The 16,063-nt window shown below is 60.7% G+C and carries 14 protein-coding genes and 1 pseudogene; 7 read left to right on the top strand and 8 right to left on the bottom strand.

Annotation, left to right across the window (positions count from 1 at the left end):
* The first annotated feature begins 161 nt into the window (after positions 1-161).
* Positions 162-2,123: a choline transporter BetT gene (betT, locus tag ACYYKW_RS05200; protein WP_167359944.1), complete on the top strand. Its 1,962-nt coding sequence runs from the start codon at positions 162-164 to the stop codon at positions 2,121-2,123.
* Between the two features lie 24 nt (positions 2,124-2,147).
* Here the strand turns inward: betT and ACYYKW_RS05195 are convergent, their stop codons facing one another.
* Entirely contained in the window at positions 2,148-2,408 is a 261-nt protein-coding gene (locus ACYYKW_RS05195; RefSeq protein ID WP_464989577.1) for a hypothetical protein, read from the bottom strand.
* Between the two features lie 303 nt (positions 2,409-2,711).
* On the opposite strand from ACYYKW_RS05195, the gene ACYYKW_RS05190 reads away from it, so the two are divergent.
* The 4 genes and pseudogenes from ACYYKW_RS05190 to mgrA all read left to right on the top strand — a co-directional run bounded on the left by ACYYKW_RS05190 (position 2,712) and on the right by mgrA (position 4,893).
* Positions 2,712-2,894 carry a type II toxin-antitoxin system HicA family toxin gene (locus ACYYKW_RS05190; protein ID WP_464989576.1) on the top strand — a complete coding sequence of 61 codons (183 nt, stop codon included), beginning with the start codon at positions 2,712-2,714 and terminating at the stop codon, positions 2,892-2,894.
* A complete protein-coding gene (locus ACYYKW_RS05185; protein ID WP_464989575.1) occupies positions 2,891-3,355 on the top strand; it encodes a type II toxin-antitoxin system HicB family antitoxin in 465 nt (154 codons plus the stop codon). The genes ACYYKW_RS05190 and ACYYKW_RS05185 overlap by 4 nt, the downstream gene beginning before the upstream one ends.
* Positions 3,356-3,401: 46 nt before the next feature.
* Positions 3,402-3,688, top strand: a pseudogene (locus tag ACYYKW_RS05180) (nitrilotriacetate monooxygenase); the annotation flags it as partial.
* Positions 3,689-3,855: 167 nt separating this feature from the next.
* Positions 3,856-4,893, top strand: a complete 1,038-nt coding sequence (gene mgrA / locus ACYYKW_RS05175; RefSeq protein WP_464989574.1) for an L-glyceraldehyde 3-phosphate reductase — start codon at positions 3,856-3,858, stop codon at positions 4,891-4,893.
* Positions 4,894-5,104: 211 nt separating this feature from the next.
* On the opposite strand, the gene tauD is transcribed toward mgrA, so the two are convergent.
* From tauD to ACYYKW_RS05140, 7 genes are all read right to left on the bottom strand, one after another.
* Positions 5,105-5,947 (bottom strand): taurine dioxygenase, encoded by an 843-nt coding sequence (gene tauD / locus ACYYKW_RS05170; protein ID WP_464989573.1) that lies wholly within the window; start codon positions 5,945-5,947, stop codon positions 5,105-5,107.
* A 70-nt stretch (positions 5,948-6,017) separates the two neighbouring features.
* Positions 6,018-6,851, bottom strand: a complete 834-nt coding sequence (gene tauC, locus ACYYKW_RS05165; RefSeq protein ID WP_464989572.1) for a taurine ABC transporter permease TauC — start codon at positions 6,849-6,851, stop codon at positions 6,018-6,020.
* The gene (tauB, locus tag ACYYKW_RS05160; RefSeq protein ID WP_464989571.1) at positions 6,848-7,642 is read right to left on the bottom strand and encodes a taurine ABC transporter ATP-binding subunit; all 795 of its coding nucleotides are present in this window, start codon (positions 7,640-7,642) and stop codon (positions 6,848-6,850) included. Before tauB ends, tauC begins: the two co-directional genes overlap by 4 nt.
* 16 nt (positions 7,643-7,658) lie before the next feature.
* Positions 7,659-8,636 (bottom strand): taurine ABC transporter substrate-binding protein, encoded by a 978-nt coding sequence (gene tauA, locus ACYYKW_RS05155; protein ID WP_464989570.1) that lies wholly within the window; start codon positions 8,634-8,636, stop codon positions 7,659-7,661.
* A gap of 342 nt (positions 8,637-8,978) precedes the next feature.
* Positions 8,979-10,562 carry a glutamate--cysteine ligase gene (gene gshA / locus ACYYKW_RS05150; RefSeq protein WP_464989569.1) on the bottom strand — a complete coding sequence of 528 codons (1,584 nt, stop codon included), beginning with the start codon at positions 10,560-10,562 and terminating at the stop codon, positions 8,979-8,981.
* A 219-nt stretch (positions 10,563-10,781) separates the two neighbouring features.
* Complete coding sequence (locus tag ACYYKW_RS05145; RefSeq protein ID WP_093106213.1) at positions 10,782-11,165, bottom strand: PaaI family thioesterase; 384 nt, start codon at positions 11,163-11,165, stop codon at positions 10,782-10,784.
* Positions 11,165-13,489 carry a Tex family protein gene (locus ACYYKW_RS05140; protein WP_464989568.1) on the bottom strand — a complete coding sequence of 775 codons (2,325 nt, stop codon included), beginning with the start codon at positions 13,487-13,489 and terminating at the stop codon, positions 11,165-11,167. The genes ACYYKW_RS05145 and ACYYKW_RS05140 overlap by 1 nt, the downstream gene beginning before the upstream one ends.
* 358 nt (positions 13,490-13,847) lie before the next feature.
* On the opposite strand from ACYYKW_RS05140, the gene ompR reads away from it, so the two are divergent.
* Both ompR and ACYYKW_RS05130 read left to right on the top strand, forming a co-directional pair.
* Positions 13,848-14,588: an osmolarity response regulator transcription factor OmpR gene (gene ompR, locus ACYYKW_RS05135; RefSeq protein ID WP_090288291.1), complete on the top strand. Its 741-nt coding sequence runs from the start codon at positions 13,848-13,850 to the stop codon at positions 14,586-14,588.
* 112 nt (positions 14,589-14,700) lie between these two features.
* A complete protein-coding gene (locus tag ACYYKW_RS05130) occupies positions 14,701-16,014 on the top strand; it encodes an ATP-binding protein (RefSeq protein ID WP_090288293.1) in 1,314 nt (437 codons plus the stop codon).
* Positions 16,015-16,063 lie beyond the last annotated feature (49 nt).

Below are 16,063 nucleotides of genomic sequence, written 5' to 3'. Positions count from 1 at the left end.
TGTTTAACTTGAACGTTCATTCAAGTTAAACCGGTGGTTCGCTGCCCGCTCACAACAGGAGGCTTGCCTTTGCTGAGTCCGATCATTTCAGCCATGTTTCAACCCCTCGAGGTGCACGTTTCATGAGTGCATCGTCTACCCCCGCCAGCGGTCTGGTGCGGATGAATCCGCCGGTGTTCTACTTCGCCGCGACGGTCATTCTGCTGTTTGGCCTTGTCGTTATCGCCATGCCCGAGCAGGCCGGCGCCTGGCTGCTGCAAGCGCAGAACTGGGCGGCCAACACGGTCGGCTGGTATTACATGCTCGCGATGACGGTGTATCTGATCTTCGTTGTGGTCACCGCCTTATCCGGCTACGGCAAGATAAAACTCGGTGCCGACCACGACGAGCCCGAATTCAGTTATCTGTCCTGGGCCGGCATGCTGTTCGCCGCCGGGATCAGCATCACGCTGTTTTTCTTTTGCGTGTCCGAACCACTGACGCACATGATTCAGCCGCCGCAAGGCGAGGCGGGCACCGCGGATGCGGCGCGTCAGGCGATGCAGATTCTGTTTCTGCACTGGGGTCTGCATGGATGGGGCGTGTTCGCCTTCGTCGGCATGGCGCTGGCCTATTTCGCTTACCGTCACAACCTGCCGCTCGCGCTACGCTCGGCGCTGTATCCGCTGATCGGCAAACGCATCAACGGGCCGATCGGTTACGCGGTCGATGGCTTCGGCATCATCGCCACGGTGTTCGGTCTGGGTGCCGACATGGGCTTTGGCGTGCTGCACCTCAACTCCGGTCTCGACTATCTCTTCGGCATCGCTCACACCCAGTGGATTCAGGTCGGCCTGATCACATTGATGATGGGCGCAGCGATCATCGTTGCTGTTTCCGGTGTCGATAAAGGCGTGCGGGTGATGTCCGACATCAACATGCTGCTGGCCTGTGCGCTGCTGCTATTCGTGTTGTTCGCCGGGCCGACCCAGCACTTGCTCAACACCCTGATCCAGAACCTTGGCGACTATCTCGGCGCCCTGCCGATGAAGAGCTTCGACCTCTACGCCTACGACAAACCGAGCGATTGGCTCGGCGGCTGGACGGTGTTCTACTGGGCCTGGTGGATTGCCTGGTCGCCTTTCGTGGGCCTGTTCATCGCACGGATTTCCCGTGGCCGCACCATCCGCGAATTCGTCTTCGGCGTGCTGTTGATTCCGCTCGGTTTCACCCTGGCGTGGATGTCGATTTTCGGTAACAGCGCCCTCGATCAAGTGCTCAACCATGGCATGAGCGCGCTGGGCATGTCGGCCATCGACAACCCGTCGATGAGCATTTATCTGTTGCTGGAAACCTATCCGTGGAGCAAAACCGTGATCGCGGTGACGGTGTTCATCAGCTTCGTGTTCTTCGTCACCTCGGCGGACTCCGGCACTGTCGTGCTTTCGACGCTGTCGGCCAAGGGCGGTAACCCGGACGAAGACGGACCGAAATGGCTGCGGGTGTTCTGGGGCGCGATGACTGCGCTGATCACCAGTGCGCTGCTGTTCTCCGGCAGCATCGATGCACTGAAGTCAGCGGTGGTGCTCACGTCGTTGCCGTTCTCGCTGATTCTGCTGCTGATGATGTGGGGACTGCACAAGGCGTTCTATCTGGAGTCGCAGAAGCAGATTGCGCAGTTGCATTCGCTGGCGCCGGTTTCCGGTTCGCGGCGTGGCACCGGTGGCTGGCGCCAGCGCCTGAGCCAGGCAGTGCACTTCCCGTCGCGTGACGAGGTGTATCGCTTCATGGACACTACGGTGCGCCCGGCGATTGAAGAAGTCACGGCAGTGTTCGTCGAGAAAGGCCTGAACGTGGTCACCCAGCCAGACCCGGCGCATGACAGCGTCAGCCTGGAAATCGGCCATGGCGAGCAGCATCCGTTCATCTATCAAGTGCAGATGCGCGGTTACTTCACGCCGTCATTTGCGCGCGGTGGCATGGGCTCCAAACAGCTCAACAACCGCCGCTATTACCGCGCCGAAGTGCATTTGAGCGAGGGCAGTCAGGACTACGATCTGGTCGGCTACACCAAAGAGCAGATCATCAACGACATCCTCGACCAGTACGAACGGCACATGCAGTTCCTGCACCTGGTGCGTTGATCGGCGGCTGAGCGTCGGGTCTGTTCAGGACTCGGCGCTCAGCACCATGAACAACACCATCGCCGCCATTGGCACGCCGAACACCGCACTGCCAACCGCTATTTCCGAACCAACGGACTGGCTGGCATGCACCACCCCCACCGCGCCATTGATCAACGTCAACGCCAGCCACAGCGCGGCGAAGCCGTATGTCATGGTCTGCCGACTGAAGCCGATGCGCTCACCGATGTAGAGCATCAGCGCGAGCAGGACCAAGCCGAAGAAAATCATGATGGCGGTGTGCATGGCGGGTTCTGTCTGGTGGAGATGTCGTGCCGGGAAGAGCGCCTTCGCGGTGTCACCTTGAGCATAGTCAATCGCGCCCTCGCTATTGCGCATAAGGTTGTTCTAGCGACACATTTTGCGACTCGTTTAAAAATGCCTGGCGGTTGACATGTTTTGCTTGCCGGCCCTTACCTACCGATGATCCACCCCATACCCACACGCCTGCTCCGTGAGCTAATATTTGTCTGCGTGTGTATCGTGTGTATAAAAACCGCCTGGGCCACCTATTGTAAGAAGCTCTAGCTGTCGAACAGGGCGAAGGAAATGCGAAGTCGGGAAATGATCAGGAGGATCGAGAACGATGGTTGGTATCTGGTGGCGGTGAAAGGCAGCCATCATCAATACAAGCATCTGATTAAGCCGGGGAGGGTGACGATCAAGCACCCTGACTCAGATCTTCCCAAGGGGACGATTAATAGCATATTGAAACAGGCGGGCTTGAAATGAGGCTCACCATTGAAAACGAAGGCCCTTTGATTGGCCTGTCAGAGGAAGGACTCATCCACATGAAATTCCCGGTCGTTCTGCACAAGGATGCCGACTCGGACTACGGAGTGATTATCCCGGATGTCCCCGGCTGCTTCTCCGCAGGCGCTACGGTTGCTGAGGCTTTTGAAAGTACTCGGGAGGCGTTGGCGCTTCACTATGAAGGTCTGGTTGCCGACGGAGCGCCGCTGCCGCAGGTACAAGACATTGATGCGCATCTTGATAATCCGGATTACGCAGGGGGGATCTGGGGCGTGGTCGATTTTGATATCACGCCGTATTTTGGCAAGTCAGTGCGGTTCAACGCCACACTGCCTGAGCAACTGTTGGAGCGTATCGATCAAACAGTCAGGCGTGATCAGCGCTACAACTCGCGTTCAGGGTTCCTGGCTGCGGCTGCCTTGCGCGAATTGTCGAGCTGAGCGAGAACTGCAGGACAGGTGCGTTTTCCCGCTCGATAACCTGGCAGTGCCTGGAGTTTTTTATCGTGGTCGGCCGACTGAAGCGAAAGCGCAGGAAAAGTGTGAAACGTTTCAGCAATTAGTCGAACCGGAGGTGGGCGTGGCCTTGCTTGGGCGTATGCTGGGCAACTTCGATTTGTCGAAGTTTGTGCCAAACCTGCCGGACGGGCTCGAAGACTTCGCCAACGCTGTGGTTCCGGAACTGCAATGGCGTGGACTGTTCAGAACGGAGTATGAGGGCCGGACGTTGCGCCAGAACCTGGGGCTGGCGCACCGGAAAACAGATTTGCGTGACCGCTTCGCGGTCAATCGCCAGCAGGCTGGCTCCCACACTGGATAGCAGCCTGCTCGAAGGGGTTGGTTTTCCAGCGGTAATGCGGTCCCCTGTGGGAGCCAGCCTGCTGGCGAAAAGGTCTGCACGACCTTGTAGAATTCAGACAAGACAGACAAGAGAGCATTCGATGACCTACACCGCTGCCGAAAACCGCTACGACTCCATCCCTTACCGCCGCGTCGGGCGCAGCGGTCTGGTACTGCCGGCGCTGTCGCTGGGCCTGTGGCACAACTTCGGCGACAGCACGCCGATCGACACCCAGCGCGCCCTGCTGCGTACTGCGTTCGATCTGGGCATCAACCACTTCGACCTCGCCAACAACTACGGCCCGCCGTACGGCAGTGCCGAAGTCAATTTCGGTCGTCTGCTGCGTGAAGACTTTCAGCAGTACCGCGATGAGCTGATCATCTCCAGCAAGGCCGGTTGGGACATGTGGCCCGGCCCGTATGGGCAGGGCGGCGGTTCGCGCAAATACGTGTTGGCCAGCCTCGATCAGAGCCTGCAGCGCCTCGGTCTGGATTATGTGGATATCTTCTATTCGCACCGCTTCGACCCGGACACCCCACTGGAAGAAACCGCCAGCGCTCTTGCCACGGCGGTGCAGCAGGGCAAGGCTTTGTACATCGGCATCTCGTCGTACTCCGGGGTGAAAACCCGCGAAATGGCCGCGCTGTTGAAGGAGTGGAAAGTGCCCCTGTTGATTCATCAACCAGCGTACAACCTGCTCAATCGCTGGGTGGAAAAGGATCTGCTCGACACCACCGACGAACTCGGCACCGGCGTGATTGCCTTCACCCCGCTGGCGCAAGGTCTGCTCACCGACAAATACCTCAACGGCGTACCGGCGGATGCGCGGGTCAATCGTCCGGGCGGCGGTTCGTTGCAGGCTTCGCACCTGTCCGAGGCCAACATTGCTCACGTCCGGGCGTTGAACGAGATCGCCAAACGTCGCGGCCAGAGCTTGGCGCAACTGGCGCTGGCGTGGACGCTGCGTGATCCACGGGTGACCTCGGCACTGATCGGCGCGAGCCGGCCGGAGCAGATCATCGAGAACGTCGGCGCATTAAAGAATCTGAATTTCAGCGCTGAGGAACTGGCGGAGATTGACCGGTTCGCCCAGGAGGGCGGGATCAATCTGTGGGAGAAGCCCTCGACGGCGGAGTGATGAAGATTGGGTTGGGTCAGCAAGATCCAACCCCCTCACCCCAGCCCTCTCCCCCAGGGGGGCGAGGGGGAAAGGGAGCCGATCTTCATGGATTTCAATACTTGAATCCAACCCGACATTTCAGGCCGATGTAGCTCGTACAATCACCTCGGTCAGTCCCCTCTCCCTTCGGGAGAGGGTTAGGGTGAGGGGCTTTTCTGCTGTTCAGGGCTCAACGAAAAAACGGCACATCCCCCAACACCGTCGCCCGCTGCATCACCCGCCGTGCCGGGCGGTAATCGTCCACCGCGTAATGCTGGGTCACGCGGTTGTCCCAGAACGCAATATCGTCTTTCTGCCAGCGCCAGCGAATGGTGAACTCCGGCCGCGTCGCGTGGGCGAACAGAAACTTCAGAATCGCTTCGCTTTCGGTCTCCGCCAGTTCATTGATCTTCGAGGTGAAGCCCTCGTTGACGAACAGCGAGCGCCGGCCGCTGACCGGATGCGTACGAATCACCGGGTGCGACAGCGGTGGATTCTTGCGTCGCGCTTCTTCCCACTGTGCCAGCGCCTCGGGCGTGTTGCCGTAGCGTTCCCGCGGAAACGAACGCGTGAAATCGTGAGTCGCGGTCAGCCCTTCGAGCAAGCCTTTCATTGGCGTCGACAACGCCTCATACGCAGCAATGCCGCTGGCCCACAAGGTGTCGCCACCAAACTCCGGCAGCAACTTGGCGCTGAGCACCGCGCCCATCGCCGGGGTCGGCAGGAACGTCACGTCGGTGTGCCAGATGGCGTTGTCGCGTACATCGGTGACGGCCGTATCCAGGATCAGAACTTCTGGCTGTTCGGGCACATTCGGGTAGATCGGATGAATGTGCAGGTCGCCGAAATACGCGGCGAAGCGTCCCTGTTGCGGCGGTTCGATTGGCTGGTTGCGGAAGAACAGCACTTGATACTTGAGCAGCGCCTGCTCAATCGCATCGCGATGTTCCAGGCTCAGTGGCTGGCTGATGTCGACGCCTCTGATCTGCGCGCCGAGGGCCAAGCTTAACGGGGTGATGGTGAGGCTGCTCATGGTTGTTCTCATCAATTCGGGGTTCAAGCTTTTGCAGGCGAAGGCCTACAGAGAATTCGCAGGGAATTTGTCAGTGCGCCTGACCATGCCATGGCACCAGCTTGCGCTGCAGGGCGCGCAGGCCCATTTCCATGGCGAAGGCGATCAGGGCAATGACCAGAATCCCCAGCACCACCACATCGGTGACCAGAAACTGTGCGGCCGACTGCACCATGAAGCCCAGGCCACTGGTCGCCGCGATCAATTCAGCGGCGACCAGGGTCGACCAGCCGACACCCAAACCAATGCGCACCCCAGTGAGAATGTCCGGCAGGGCGCTGGGTAAAATCACATGGCGAATCAGTTGTGCACGGGTCGCCCCCAGCGACTGCGCGGCGCGCAATTTCGCCGGATCAACCGTGCGCACGCCGGTCGCGGTGGCGATGGCAATCGGCGCAAAAATCGCCAGGTAGATCAGCAGCACTTTCGACAACTCGCCGATGCCGCACCAGATCACGATCAGCGGCAGATAAGCCAGCGGCGGAATAGGGCGGTAGAACTCGATCAGCGGATCGAGCACGCCACGGGCGATGCGGTTGGCGCCGATGGCGATGCCCACCGGCACGGCGGTCAGAATGGCAAAGCCGAGGCCCAGACCGATGCGGTTCAGGCTCGCGCCCAAGTGTTGCCACAGGGTCGAATCCATGTAGCCAGTGGTCGCCAGCAACCAGCCTTTTTGCAACACCGCAGACGGTGGTGGCAGGAACAGCGGTTCGATCAATCCAGTGGCCGTCACCGCCCACCAGATCGCCAGCAATGCGAACAACGTCAGCAGACTGATCCAGCGTGTACTCAGGCTGCGGCGCACCGGGGTGACCACCGAGGATGTTTTCACCGCCGCCGCGGAAACGTCGTAACTGCTCATGCGCGCTCCTGCCGTTGCTCGGCGCTGCGTTGCGAGAACACTTTGCTCAGCACGTGTTCGCGGGTTTCGATAAAGCGCGGATCGGATTTGATCGCGCGGGCCGACTCGCCAGCGGCATAACGCTGACCAAAATCCAGGTGCAGGCGCTCAACGATCTGCCCCGGATTCGGCGCCAGCAGAATCAGGTCAGTGGCGAGAAACACCGCTTCTTCAATGTCATGGGTAATCAGGAAAACCGGCTTGGCTGTGCGCTGCCAGACTTGCAGCAGCAGCTCTTGCATCTGCTCGCGAGTGAACGCGTCGAGAGCGCCGAAAGGCTCGTCCATCAGCAACACGCGAGGATCGGCGGCAAGAGCGCGGGCGAGGCCGACACGTTGTTTCTGGCCGCCGGAAAGTTGCCAGATACGGCGGTTTTCAAACCCCGAGAGATCCACCAGCGCGAGCATTTCACGGGCGATTTTTTCGCGTCTGTCCCTGGCGACACCGGCCAGTTCCAGACCGAATGCAACGTTGGCCAGCACGTCCTGCCATGGCAGCAAGGCGTCGTCCTGAAACACCACACCACGCTCGGCGCTCGGGCCTTTGACCGGCACGCCGTCGAGGGTAATGCGTCCGGCACTCGGTTCGACGAAACCGGCAATCAGGTTCAACAGCGAAGTCTTGCCACTGCCGGACGGGCCGAGGGCGACCAGCAACTGCTGGGGCCCCAGGGTCAAAGAAATATCCGCCAGCACCGGCTCAGGGCTGCCCGGGTACTGTGCGCTGATGCGCTCCAGCTGTAGCAAGGCCATCGCTGTCTACTCCCGATCAGTTGGTGATGTATTTGGCGCTGACGTACGGCGCGTAGCCCGGCAGCACAGCTTCGACCTTGCCTTGCTCCTTGAGGAACGCGGCGGTGTCGGTGATGGCTTTGGTGGTCGGCGCGCCGAGGTCGCTGACCTGATCCGCCGCCAGCGGGTAGACGTTGCCTTGCAGCAACAACGGAATGTCGCTGGCCTTGGCGCCCGACAGCTTGACCAGCTTGTCGACGTTGGACTGATTTGCCAGCCAGGCTTGCGGATCCTTGCGGTAATCGGCGTAGGCGTCGAGGGTGACCTTGGCGAACGCGGTGACGATTTCCGGATGCTTCTCGGCGAAGTCTTTGCGCACGATCCACGCATCGAAAGTCGGCGCGCCGAATTTGGCCAGCTCGCCGGAGGTGATCAGCACTTTGCCGTTCTCCTTGGCGACGCCGAGTGCCGGATCCCAGACGTAGGTGGCGTCGATGTCACCACGTTTCCAGGCGGCGATGATCGCGGGCGGGGCGAGGTTGAGCACGGTGACTTTCGACGGGTCGATGTTCCAGTGCTTCAGCGCGGCGAGCAGGCTGTAGTGCCCGGTGGAGACGAACGGCACGGCGATTTTCTTGCCGATCAGATCCTGCGGCGTCTTGATGCCGGAGCCATCGCGCGCAACCAGTGCTTCGGCGGCGCCGATCTGCGTGGCGATGAGGAATGTTTGCACCGGGACTTTGCGGGTGATCGCGGCGGTCAGCGGACTCGAACCGAGGTAACCGATCTGCACGTCACCGGAGGCGATGGCGGCGATGATGTCGGCGCCGTTGTCGAACTTGCGCCAGGCGATATCGGCGTTGGTGGCTTTTTCGTAAGTGCCGTCGGCCTGGGCGACTTTCGCCGGGTCGACGGTGGTCTGGTAGGCAACGGTGAGGTCGGCAGCCTGCGCCAGAAAGCTTGCGGCAGCCAGAGTGGCAGCGGCGAGCAGGCGAAGCGGGACATTCAGTTTCATTGAAGAGCTCCATATCAGGCGACCGAGCGTCGGCGTGGATGGAGACTAAATGATCTAAGAATCTTGAAATAAATAACTTTTTAGAATGAGCTTATGAGCGGAAAAATCTAAGCGCGAGGAGGTTGTGGGCGGTTCGGATTTATTCGTTCGACGTTAGATCTTTGCCCCCTCACCCCAGCCCTCTCTCCCAGGGGGGCGAGGGGGAAAGGGAGCCGATCTTCATGTTTTTCAAGTCTTGGGTTCGGCGCGGTATTGCAGGTTTACGTACGTCGCACCAACACCGCGGTCAGTCCCCTCTCCCTCCGGGAGAGGGTTAGGGTGAGGGCCTCTTCAAGGGGCTCTTCAGTTGCTGATTGCGAGGATACTTGCCTGATACGAACCGACAAACACATCAAAATCCCCCACCTCGTTCTGCTCCAGCTCAGCCTGCGCTGCCAAAGAAGTGCGCGCCACCTCCTCGAACTTCGCCTGCTCATCCGCCGGTAATGGCTCGCCGCGGAAGAACTCCGCATGGGCCTGGCTCTGACGCAGCGAGAACTGCGCAAAGCTTTCCTTGTGCTCGGCCATCGCCGCCAGCACCTGCGCGGACGGCGTCAGGGACGGATCGCTGACCTTGGCCAGTTGCGCATCCAGCGCCTTGCTGTGCGCATCGCCGCCGTGGCTCTGATCGAGCAGCGCCGCCAGCGGAGCGATTTGCTCGAGCAGTTCGGCAGCCCAGGTCTTCATCTCGACCGCTTGGCCGTCACGCTGCAGTTGCAGGCCCGGACGCCGACCTTCCTTGACCACACTGAGGAAGTTCGAGGTCGCGTTACCGCACGAAGTGTTGGTCAGCAGCGGGCTGTCGTTCAACGCGCAGTACAGCAGGAATGCGTCGAGGAAGCGCGACTCGGTCAGGTCGATGCCCATCGGCAGGAACGGGTTGATGTCCAGGCAACGCACTTCAACGTATTGAATGCCGCGTGCCATCAAGGCCTGGATCGGCCGCTCGCCGGTATAAGTCACGCGTTTCGGGCGGATGTTCGAGTAGTACTCGTTTTCAATCTGCAGGATGTTGGTGTTGAGCTGCACCCACTCGCCATCCTTGTGCGTGCCGACTTCAACGTATGGCGCGTACGGCGTGGCCACGGCTTTGCGCAGGCTGTCGGTGTAGCTCGCCAGATCGTTGTAGCACGGCGTCAGACCGGCCTGGGCGTTGCTCTGGTAACCGAGGTCGCTCATGCGCAGGCTGGTCGCGTACGGCAGGTACAAGGTGTCCGGGTCGAGCTGTTCGAGCTGATGCGAACGACCGCGCAGGAATCCCGCATCCAGCGCCGGCGAGGCACCGAACAGGTACATCAGCAGCCAGCTGTAGCGACGGAAATTACGGATCAGCGCGATGTAGGAAACCGACTGGAAATCGCGGTCGGTGCCGACGAAGCCCTCGGTTTCACGCAGCAGCGGCCAGAGCTGTTCCGGCAGCGAGAAGTTGTAGTGAATCCCGGCGATGCATTGCATGGTCTTGCCGTAACGCAGGGCCAGACCCTTGCGGTAGACGTATTTGAGCTGACCGATATTGGAGGTGCCGTAATAGGCGATCGGGATATCTTCCTCGGCCGGCAAGGGGCACGGCATCGACGGACTCCACAGGTACTCGTCGCCGAGTTTGCTGTAGGCAAAGCGATGAATCTTGTCCAGGCTCGCCAGGGTGTCGGCCGGGTCGGGCAGGGCGGGCGTGATGAATTCCAGCAGCGACTCGGAGTAGTCGGTGGTGATCTGTTCGTTGGTCAGCGCGGAACCCAAGGCTTCGGGGTGCGGCGTTTGCGCCAGGCGACCTTCGCTGGTCACGCGCAGGCATTCACGTTCGATACCGTGCAGGCACTGCTCGAGCAGAGAGAGGTTAGCGCGCTCGCCGAGCAGAGCCAGGCGGCGGTTGAGAAGTTCGCTCAATTTGGATTCCTTCACGCGTCAGTCGCCCCAATATGGGGGTGGGCAGGACGGTCTACAAGGGTGAAGTTGAAACTGGCGTTATCGCCTGGTTTAGTAGTGGCAGGCCATTTGCCGGTCAGTCAGGAACTGCACAATCCTTGTGGGAGCGAGCCTGCTCGCCGCACCGTCGCTCCCACAGGGTTCGTTGCGCCGAAATTAACTCAAAATGATGGCCAACATCTACAGGACAGCGAAGGTGCCTTGCGCTTTTGCGACCAGTTTGTCGCCCTGCATCACCTCGGCCTCGACCACCAGCGTGCGCCGGCCCGGGTGGATCACCCGCGCCGTGCACAGCACCTCGCCGTCGGAAACGGCGCGGATGTAGTTGATCTTGCATTCGATGGTCGCGCTCTGCTGATCGAAACCGTGGGTGCTGGAACAGGCCAGCCCCATGGCGATGTCGACCAGGCTGAACAGCGCGCCGCCGTGCAGTTTGCCGCCGCGATTGCGCAGCTGCGGCTCCAGCACCAGGGCGACTTGCGCCACCCCGGTTTCCAGACTGTGCAGGCGGCAGCCCAACAGCTTGAAAAAGGCGCTCTCGACAAGCCCGGCCGGCAGCTCCATCAGCGTTTCTTCAACTGTTTGGCGTTGGCGAACAGCGAGGCCATCGCATTGTTCACCGGCGCTGCGGTGACGGTTTCCTTGCGTGCCGCGTTGTTCGACGGCTGGCGTTGCGCCGAGCCCGGACGCGAGCCACGGGCGCCGTCGATTTTCTCGCCCGGCGTGTCGCCCATGCGCATCGATAGGCCCACGCGTTTGCGTGGGATGTCGACTTCCATGACCTTCACTTTCACCACGTCACCGGCCTTCACCGCTTCGCGCGGATCCTTGATGAATTTTTCCGACAGCGCCGAAATATGCACCAGACCATCCTGGTGCACACCGATGTCAACGAATGCGCCGAACGCGGTCACGTTGGTCACCACGCCTTCGAGGATCATGCCCAGTTGCAGGTCCTTGAGATCTTCGACGCCTTCCTGGAATTCGGCGGTCTTGAATTCTGGACGCGGATCGCGGCCGGGTTTTTCCAGTTCCTGAAGGATGTCGGTCACGGTGGGCAGACCGAAAGTTTCGTCGGTGAATTTCTTTGGATCGAGACGCTTGAGGAACGCGGCATCGCCGATCAGCGAGCGAATGTCACGGTCGGTTTCGGCGGCGATACGCTGTACCAGCGGATACGCTTCCGGGTGCACCGCGGACGAATCCAGCGGATTGTCGCCGTTCATCACGCGCAGGAAGCCGGCGGCCTGTTCGAAGGTTTTCTCGCCCAGACGCGCGACTTTCTTCAGCGCCGCACGGGTCTTGAACGCACCGTGTTCGTCGCGGTGCGCGACGATGTTTTGTGCCAGTGTCGCGTTGAGGCCGGAGATGCGCGCCAGCAGCGCCACCGACGCGGTGTTGACGTCAACGCCGACGGCGTTCACGCAATCCTCGACCACTGCGTCCAGACCCCGCGCCAGCTTCAGCTGCGATACGTCGTGCTGGTACTGGCCGACACCGATGGACTTCGGATCGATCTTCACCAGCTCCGCCAGCGGATCCTGCAAGCGACGAGCAATCGACACTGCGCCACGGATCGACACGTCGAGATCGGGGAACTCCTTGGCCGCCAGTTCCGATGCCGAATAAACCGATGCGCCCGCTTCGGACACCATGACCTTGGTCATCTTCATCGCTGGATATTTCTTGATCAGCTCGATCGCCAGCTTGTCAGTCTCGCGGCTGGCGGTGCCGTTGCCGATGGCGATCAGGTCCACCGAATGCTTGGCGCACAGCGCGGCCAGAATGGCGATGGTCTGGTCCCATTTGTTGTGCGGCACGTGCGGGTAAACCGTGGCGTGATCGAGCAGCTTACCGGTCGAATCGACCACGGCCACTTTGCAACCGGTACGCAGGCCCGGGTCGAGGCCCAGGGTCGCGCGCGGGCCGGCCGGTGCGGCCAACAGCAAGTCATGCAGGTTGTGCGCAAACACGTTGATCGCTTCGGTTTCGGCGCCATCGCGCAGCTCGCCGAGCAGGTCGGTTTCCAGATGAGTGTAGAGCTTGACCTTCCAGGTCCAGCGCACCACTTCGCCGAGCCATTTATCCGCCGCGCGGTTCTGGTTCTGGATGCCGAATTGCTGGGCGATCATGCCTTCGCACGGGTGCATGGTGCCCGGCAGTTCGTCGCCGACCTTCAACGCAGAGCTGAGGATGCCTTCGTTGCGGCCACGGAAAATCGCCAGCGCGCGGTGCGACGGCATGCTTTTCAGCGGTTCATCGTGTTCAAAGTAATCGCGAAACTTGGCGCCTTCCTCTTCCTTGCCGGCGATTACGCGGGCACTGAGGGTGGCTTCCTGTTTCAGGTAGTTACGCAATTTTTCCAGCAGGCTGGCATCCTCGGCGAAGCGCTCCATGAGGATGTACTTGGCGCCTTCCAGCGCAGCCTTGACGTCCGCCACGCCTTTTTCAGCATCGACGAAGCGCGCGGCTTCGGCTTCGGGGGCCAGAGTCGGGTCGTTGAACAGGCCGTCAGCCAGTTCGCCGAGGCCGGCTTCGAGGGCAATCTGGCCCTTGGTGCGGCGCTTCTGCTTGTACGGCAGGTACAAGTCTTCGAGGCGGGTCTTGGTGTCGGCGAGCTTGATGTCGCGCTCAAGGGCCGGGGTGAGTTTGCCTTGCTCTTCGATGCTGGCGAGGATGCTGATGCGCCGTTCGTCGAGTTCTCGCAGGTAGCGCAGGCGCTCTTCCAGATGACGCAACTGGGTGTCATCGAGGCTGCCGGTGACTTCTTTCCGGTAACGGGCGATGAAGGGAACGGTAGAGCCTTCATCGAGTAGCGCGACGGCCGCTTCGACCTGTTGTGGGCGTACACCGAGTTCCTCGGCAATGCGGCTGTTGATGCTGTCCATAAAACCACCTGACATAGTGTGAAAGCAGGCTCGCGGGCACGGAAATAAAGGCCCGGAGTCTGGTTGAGCGGCTAGAGAATTGCCGCTGCCTGGATCAAGAGGCAGCCCATTGACCCGTGAAATCGAACGATTACTGCGCGGGGCGGGGGAAAAAGCCTGCCACCTGCGGTAACGATTCAGACGTTGCCTGGCACAAAACGCCGCGCATTATAACCAGCGTTCTGTCGTTCGGGGGCGTTGCAGTCTGTAGGCATAAACCCCGGTTTTCTGGCAGTGAAGGAAAAATCTGCTAACAATGCACACGGTGCGTATAACGGCAGCTACGCCATAATGCGCGCCGAGCTAAAAGGAGCATCCAATGAGCAGCACTGCACAAACTGCTGAAGGCGAAAAAATTCTCATCGTTGACGACGATCCGGGGCTGAGCAGCCTGCTGGAACGTTTTTTCGTCAGCAAGGGCTACCGTGCCCGGACCGTACCGAACACCGAGCAGATGGATCGTCTGCTGTCGCGTGAAGTGTTCAATCTGGTCGTGCTCGACCTGATGCTGCCGGGCGAAGATGGCCTGACCGCCTGCCGCCGTCTGCGTGGCGCAAACAATCAGATCCCGATCATCATGCTCACCGCCAAAGGCGACGAGCTGAGCCGCATCAAAGGCCTGGAACTGGGCGCCGACGACTACTTGGCCAAGCCGTTCAACCCGGACGAGCTGATGGCCCGGGTCAAAGCCGTGCTGCGTCGCCAGGCTGCCCCTGTACCGGGCGCGCCGGGCAGCGAAGACGAAAACGTCACCTTTGGTGATTACGTGTTGTCGCTGGCGACCCGCGAACTCAAGCGCGGTGACGAAGTGCACATGCTCACCACCGGTGAATTCGCAGTGCTCAAGGCGCTGGTGATGAACGCCCGTCAGCCGCTGACCCGCGACAAGCTGATGAACCTGGCCCGTGGCCGCGAATGGGATGCCCTCGAGCGTTCCATCGATGTGCAGATCTCCCGTCTGCGCCGGATGATCGAACCTGATCCGTCCAAACCGCGCTATATCCAGACCGTCTGGGGCGTTGGTTACGTGTTCGTACCGGATGGCACCGCCAGCAAGTGATCGGTGATTTGTAGGAGCGGGTCTGCAGGGCGGGTCGAGAGGTCACGTCCGCAGACTCGCAATCCGCAATATGCGAGCATTGCTCGCTCCTGCAAGTGTGTAGCGGTTAAAGATGAAAACCCCCGTCTGGTTCCCCCAAAGCTTTTTCTCCCGCACCCTCTGGCTGGTGCTCATCGTCGTGCTGTTTTCCAAGGCGCTGACCCTGGTTTATCTGTTGATGAACGAGGACGTACTGGTGGATCGCCAATACAGCCACGGCGTCGCCCTGACGCTGCGTGCCTATTGGGCCGCCGATGAAGAAAACCGCGCGAAAATCGCTGATGCCGCGACCCTGATCCGCGTGGTCGGCGCCGGTGTGCCGGAAGGCGAACAGCATTGGCCGTACAGCGAAATCTACCAGCGGCAGATGCAGGCGGAACTGGGCGCCGATACCGAGGTGCGCTTGCGCATGCATTCGCCGCCAGCGTTGTGGGTGCGCGCGCCAAGCCTGGGCGATGGCTGGCTGAAGGTGCCGTTGTACCCGCACCCTCTGCGCGGTCAGAAAATCTGGAACGTGCTCGGCTGGTTCCTCGCCATCGGCCTCCTGTCGACGGCCTCGGCATGGATTTTCGTCAGCCAGCTCAATCAGCCTTTGAAACGTCTGGTCTATGCCGCGCGCCAACTCGGTCAGGGCCGCAGCGTGCGCCTGCCGATCAGCGACACACCGAGTGAAATGACCGAGGTTTATCGCGCCTTCAACCAGATGGCCGAAGACGTCGAACAGGCCGGACGCGAGCGTGAACTGATGCTGGCCGGCGTGTCTCATGACTTGCGCACACCGTTGACCCGCCTGCGGCTGTCGCTGGAATTGATGGGCGACCGCAACGATCTGACCGATGACATGGTCCGCGATATCGAAGACATGGACGCAATTCTCGACCAGTTCCTCGCGTTCATTCGCGACGGACGCGACGAGTCGGTGGAAGAGGTCGATCTCAGCGATCTGGTGCGTGAAGTTGCGGCGCCGTACAACCAGAACGAGGAGAAGGTGCGCTTGCGCCTGGAGCCGATCCAGCCGTTTCCGCTGCGTCGGGTATCGATGAAACGCCTGCTCAACAACCTGATCGGCAACGCCTTGAACCATGCCGGCGGTCACGTCGAAGTGGCGGCTTATGTGTCCGGAGACGTCAGCGCGCCGTACGTGGTGCTGAGCGTGATGGACCGCGGCGCGGGGATCGATCCGTCGGAGCTGGAGGCGATCTTCAATCCGTTCACCCGTGGCGACCGTGCACGGGGCGGCAAGGGCACCGGGTTGGGCCTGGCGATCGTCAAACGGATTGCTTCGATGCATGGCGGCAATGTCGAACTGCGCAATCGGTCCGGGGGTGGACTGGAGGCGCGGGTGAGATTGCCGTTGGGATTGATGTTGCCTCGGGATGCGGTATAGAAGCAGCTGCAAGTTTCAAGCTGCAAGCGGCAAGCAAGAGCGACTTTGC

This window comes from Pseudomonas sp. 15C (assembly GCF_055484735.1).
This window is presented reverse-complemented; position numbering and strand designations above follow the sequence as displayed.